The sequence below is a fragment of the Coprobacter sp. genome (assembly GCF_982436375.1).
In genome coordinates, this window is sequence record NZ_CEWDCG010000212.1 from 1 (window position 1) to 4,815 (window position 4,815).

The following is a 4,815-nucleotide window of genomic DNA, read 5'->3' on the forward strand; positions in this document are numbered from 1 at the left end:
GCATTAGTGATAGCACAAAACAAAAATGAGAAATTTGTTGAGAAAAGTATGAATAGAGTAGATTTATGTAAAGAAAATTATACAAAGTTATTTGGAGGAGAGGCTTTGACAGGGAAAGGAACAGATCCGGAATTGATGGATATTTTGCAAAAGTTTATTTTCGGTGAAGTTTTTAAAACCGGTAGCCTTGATATAAAGACTCGAGAAATGATTACTTGTGTCACTTTAACCGCAATGCAAACTTTACCTCAGTTGAAAACTCATTCTATGGCTGCATTAAATGTGGGTGTTACTCCGATAGAATTACGTGAGGTTGTTTATCAATGTGCGCCGTTTATCGGTTTTCCGAGAACACTGAATGCAATAGAAACGCTTAATGAAGTTTTTAAGGAGAGAGGGATTGCTTTGCCGTTAGAAACTCAAGGAACAGTCTCCGAATATAACCGTTATGAGAAAGGAAGCAGCATTCAGACTCCGTTATATGGAACGGAGATAAGAGATGCGTTGAACTCCCTTCCTCAAGGAATGGGGGAGGATGTTTCCCGTTTTTTGACGGAAGTGTGTTTTGGCGATTTTTATACTCGTAATACTTTGGACATTAAAACTCGCGAATTATTATCTATTTGTATATTGGCGACGTTGGGTGCAGGCAATCAGATTTATTCCCATACGATCGGTAATTTGCGGGCAGGCAATAATAAAGAGACATTATATGCGGCTATGATACAGTGTCTCCCTTATATCGGTTTTCCAAATGCTCTGAATGCCATTAATATCATAAAAGCGGTAGATGTTTCGGAATGAAAAAATCCATCTTATAAACTAAATAATTTTTTGATATGTTACGAACAGTCAGAGTGTCGGTAGCTATAATCTGTTTCTCGCTCATTTCATTATTGTTTCTTGATTTTACAGGGACATTGCATGTTTGGTTCGGGTGGCTTGCCAAAATACAGTTTTTACCTGCATTATTGGCATTAAATGTGGGGGTAATATTGTCTCTTTTACTCTTAACATTGTTATTCGGACGTATTTATTGCTCTGTAATTTGTCCTTTAGGCGTATTTCAGGATATAATAGCATGGTTCGGAAAGCGAGGGAAAAAGTTACCATATACCTATTCCCGTGCACTTTCTTGGCTACGATATGGAATATTGATTGTATTTATTATTGCTGTTTTGGCAGGAGTAGGATCATTCGTTGCGTTATTGGCTCCTTATAGTTCTTATGGACGGATAATATCTAATTTGTTTGTCCCTTTATACCAATTAGGGAATAATATGTTCGCTTATTTGGCAGAACGGGCAGAAAGTTATGCTTTTTATGAAGTAGATGTGTGGGTAAAAAGTCTTTCTACTTTTATCATTGCTTTAATCACATTCGGTGTATTAGTCTTTTTGGCATGGCGGAATGGACGGACATATTGCAATACGATTTGTCCGGTAGGAACATTTCTGGGGATCATTGCTAAATATTCCCTTTTTAAACCGGTAATAGATGTTTCTAAATGTAATAGCTGCGGGCTGTGTGCACGGCATTGTAAGGCAGCGTGCATTGATTCTAAAAAACATAAAATAGATTATAGCCGTTGCGTCGTATGTCTGGACTGTTTAGATAAATGTCGGCATGGAGCGATAAAATACATGCGGCGGTCTGCAGTAAAGGATAAAATCAGCAGCCCGGTTGTAACTCAAGATCAGATTGATAGTGCTCGTCGCAATTTCCTTTCGGTATCGGCTCTTTTTGCAGCTACGACGGTTATAAAAGCGCAGGAAAAAAAAGTTGACGGAGGTTTGGCAGTAATAGAAGACAAAAAAATTCCAAATCGTGTGGTGGCATTGACCCCTCCGGGTTCGTTGAGTGTTCGTAATTTTGCAAAACATTGTACGGCATGTCAGTTATGTGTTTCGGTATGTCTTAATCAAGTTTTACGGCCTTCAGGCAGTCTGATGACATTGATGCAACCGGAGATGTCTTATGAACGAGGGTATTGTCGACCTGAATGTACAAAATGTTCTGAAGTTTGTCCGGCAGGAGCGATACGTCCCATCTCTGTTTCTGAAAAGTCTTCTATCCAAATCGGGCATGCTGTATGGATAAAAGAAAATTGTGTAGTTTTGACCGATGGTGTTGATTGTGGAAATTGTGCTCGTCATTGTCCGACAGGAGCGATACAAATGGTAGCTTCCGATCCTGAAAGTTATGATTCCCCTAAAATTCCGGTTGTGAACATTGAGCGTTGTATCGGATGCGGTGCTTGTGAGAACTTATGTCCTGCCCGTCCGTTTAGTGCTATTTATGTAGAAGGGCATGAAACACATAAAACCGTTTAATTAAAGAGAATGGTATGGAAAAAAATAATAAATCGGGTATAGGTCGCCGAGAATTTTTTAAAGTTTTTGGAACTGGAGCTGCGGTGTCGGCTGCCGCATTTTACGGATGTAAAGATAATACGAAAAGTTCTGTCGTTAGCGGAAAGGGTGAGATACCTATTGATAAAATGACTTATCGGACTTCTCCGACAACGGGAGATAAAGTTTCTCTTTTAGGCTATGGCTGTATGCGATTGCCGACAATACCCCAGCGCGGTGCAGGGGGCAATAGTGACGACATTGATCAGGATATGGTCAATAGGCTCACCGATTATGCAATAGAACATGGTGTGAACTATTTTGATACATCTCCGGCTTATTGCAAAGGCCGGTCTGAACATGCTATGGGTATTGCTCTTAGCCGTCATCCTCGTAATAGTTATTTTATTGCGACAAAATTGTCTAACTTTTCACCTGAAACATGGAGTCGTGAAGCATCTATGGCAATGTATCGTAATTCGTTAAAAGAATTGCAAGTAGATTATATAGACTATATGTTGCTTCACGGAGTCGGGATGGGAAATGGTATGGACGAGTTTGAAAAACGTTATATCGATAATGGTATATTGGACTTCTTAGTAGCGGAACGTGAAGCTGGGAGAATCCGCAATCTCGGATTTTCATATCATGGCGATATTAAGGTTTTTGATTATTTGCTTTCGATACATGACACGATGAAGTGGGATTTTGTACAAATTCAACTTAATTATCTCGATTGGAAGTATGCTAAAGAGATTAATCCTCGAAACACGAATGCGGAATATCTGTATAATGAACTGCAAAAAAGAAATATTCCGGCAATTATTATGGAGCCTTTATTGGGCGGACGTCTTTCGAATGTACATGACCATATTGTGTCGCGTCTAAAACAAAGACGACCAGAAGATTCTGTCGCTTCTTGGGCATTTCGTTTTGCCGGATCTTTTCCTGGAGTACTGACTGTTTTAAGCGGTATGACTTATATGGAACATTTACAGGATAATCTTCGGACATATTCGCCATTAAATCCTTTAACCGAAGAAGAGTTCGATTTTTTAGAACAAACGGCCGCACTTATGATGCAATATCCGACAGTACCTTGTAATGATTGTAAATATTGTATGCCGTGTCCCTATGGTATCGATATACCGGGAGTATTGTTACATTATAATAAATGTGTAAATGAAGGAAATATTCCTGAAAATATAGGAACGGAAAATTATAGAAAAGCCCGTCGTGCGTTTCTTGTGGGATATGATCGCAGTGTACCGAAATTAAGGCAGGCAAATCATTGTATAGGATGTAACCAATGTTCGCATCATTGCCCTCAGGGCATTGATATTCCGGAGGAGTTGCATCGAATAGACAGTTTTGTAGAAAAGCTAAAACAAAATGTTGTATGATGACCTCTCTTGTAAATTTGTTACATAAGGAGAATTATTCTTGTGTTATATTCGGTCTCAATGAAACACGGAGTTTTAGTCGGAGAGGTGTTATGAATTTATATGATTTATTACTTAATGATCGAACTTTCTTAAAAGGAGCGTTGGTTGCAGATAAAGTTGTCGGGAAAGCTGCGGCATCGTTGATGATACTTGGAGAAATAGGAGAGTTGCATGCAGATGTTATCAGTACGCCAGCTCTGTCTCTATTGAGGAATGCGTCTGTAAAGGTAAGTTTCGGTTGTCAAGTTCCCTATATCAAAAATCGTAATCAAGACGGCTGGTGTCCTTTAGAATCAGCTTGTTTTAAATCTGTTTCTGCAATATCCTCTTTTAGGATTGTACAGGATTTTATGCAGAAAAAGAATGTGAAATAAATGAAAATTATTCTTATAACCCTGATTAAATAGAGTTTGTGATGAACAAAACTCTTGTCTTTAAGGTAATTATAATTGAATTAAAGTATTTAAAAATATGAAAGAAACAACTCTTAATCTTTATGCTCTCGATTATCGAGATATGAGAACATATATGGTGGCAGTGTTATTTATATTGGGAAATTATGGTATTGCCCCAATTATGTCATCTTATTCCTCAAGGAGGTATTACTTGGTTGCCGATCTACTTTTTTACTCTTATAGGAGCATATAAATATGGCTGGAAAGTAGGTCTATTGGCAGGTGTACTATCTCCGATACTGAATTCTCTGTTTTTCGGTATGCCTTTCCCTGAAGCATTGCCCGGTATTCTTTTTAAATCTGTTATACTGGCTGTAGCGGCAGGTTATGCCGCAGATCACTTTAAACGTGTATCTATACCTATATTATTAGCCGTTGTTTTGACTTATCAGTTTCTTGGGACATTGGGAGAATGGGCGATTTCTGATGATCTTTACCTTGCGATACAGGATTTTCGTATCGGATTACCGGGAATGTGCTTTCAGGTTATAGGAGGATATTTATTTATTAAATATCTAATATATAAATAATTAATAAGAGAAACTAAGGCTGGCTCTAAGAGCC

The 4,815-nt window shown here is 38.3% G+C and carries 4 protein-coding genes and 1 pseudogene; all 5 read left to right on the plus strand.

Annotation, left to right across the window (positions count from 1 at the left end; translation table 11 throughout):
• A partial coding sequence (locus AC1WHX_RS10460) for a carboxymuconolactone decarboxylase family protein (protein ID WP_481229309.1) occupies positions 1 to 804 on the plus strand: 804 nt, incomplete at its 5' end.
• A 35-nt stretch (positions 805 to 839) separates the two neighbouring features.
• Positions 840 to 2,333: a 4Fe-4S binding protein gene (locus tag AC1WHX_RS10465; RefSeq protein ID WP_302545112.1), complete on the plus strand. Its 1,494-nt coding sequence runs from the start codon at positions 840 to 842 to the stop codon at positions 2,331 to 2,333.
• A 14-nt stretch (positions 2,334 to 2,347) separates the two neighbouring features.
• Positions 2,348 to 3,754 (plus strand): aldo/keto reductase, encoded by a 1,407-nt coding sequence (locus AC1WHX_RS10470; RefSeq protein WP_278584704.1) that lies wholly within the window; start codon positions 2,348 to 2,350, stop codon positions 3,752 to 3,754.
• A complete protein-coding gene (locus tag AC1WHX_RS10475) occupies positions 3,751 to 4,170 on the plus strand; it encodes a DUF1893 domain-containing protein (RefSeq protein WP_278584706.1) in 420 nt (139 codons plus the stop codon). Before AC1WHX_RS10470 ends, AC1WHX_RS10475 begins: the two co-directional genes overlap by 4 nt.
• 97 nt (positions 4,171 to 4,267) lie before the next feature.
• A pseudogene (locus AC1WHX_RS10480) lies at positions 4,268 to 4,781 on the plus strand (ECF transporter S component).
• Positions 4,782 to 4,815: the final 34 nt, after the last annotated feature.

Coding starts and splice junctions, on each gene's coding strand:
- AC1WHX_RS10465 (WP_302545112.1), top strand. CDS start 840: ATGTTACGAACAGTCAGAGTGTCGGTAGCTATAATCTGTTTCTCGCTC.
- AC1WHX_RS10470 (WP_278584704.1), top strand. CDS start 2,348: ATGGAAAAAAATAATAAATCGGGTATAGGTCGCCGAGAATTTTTTAAA.
- AC1WHX_RS10475 (WP_278584706.1), top strand. CDS start 3,751: ATGATGACCTCTCTTGTAAATTTGTTACATAAGGAGAATTATTCTTGT.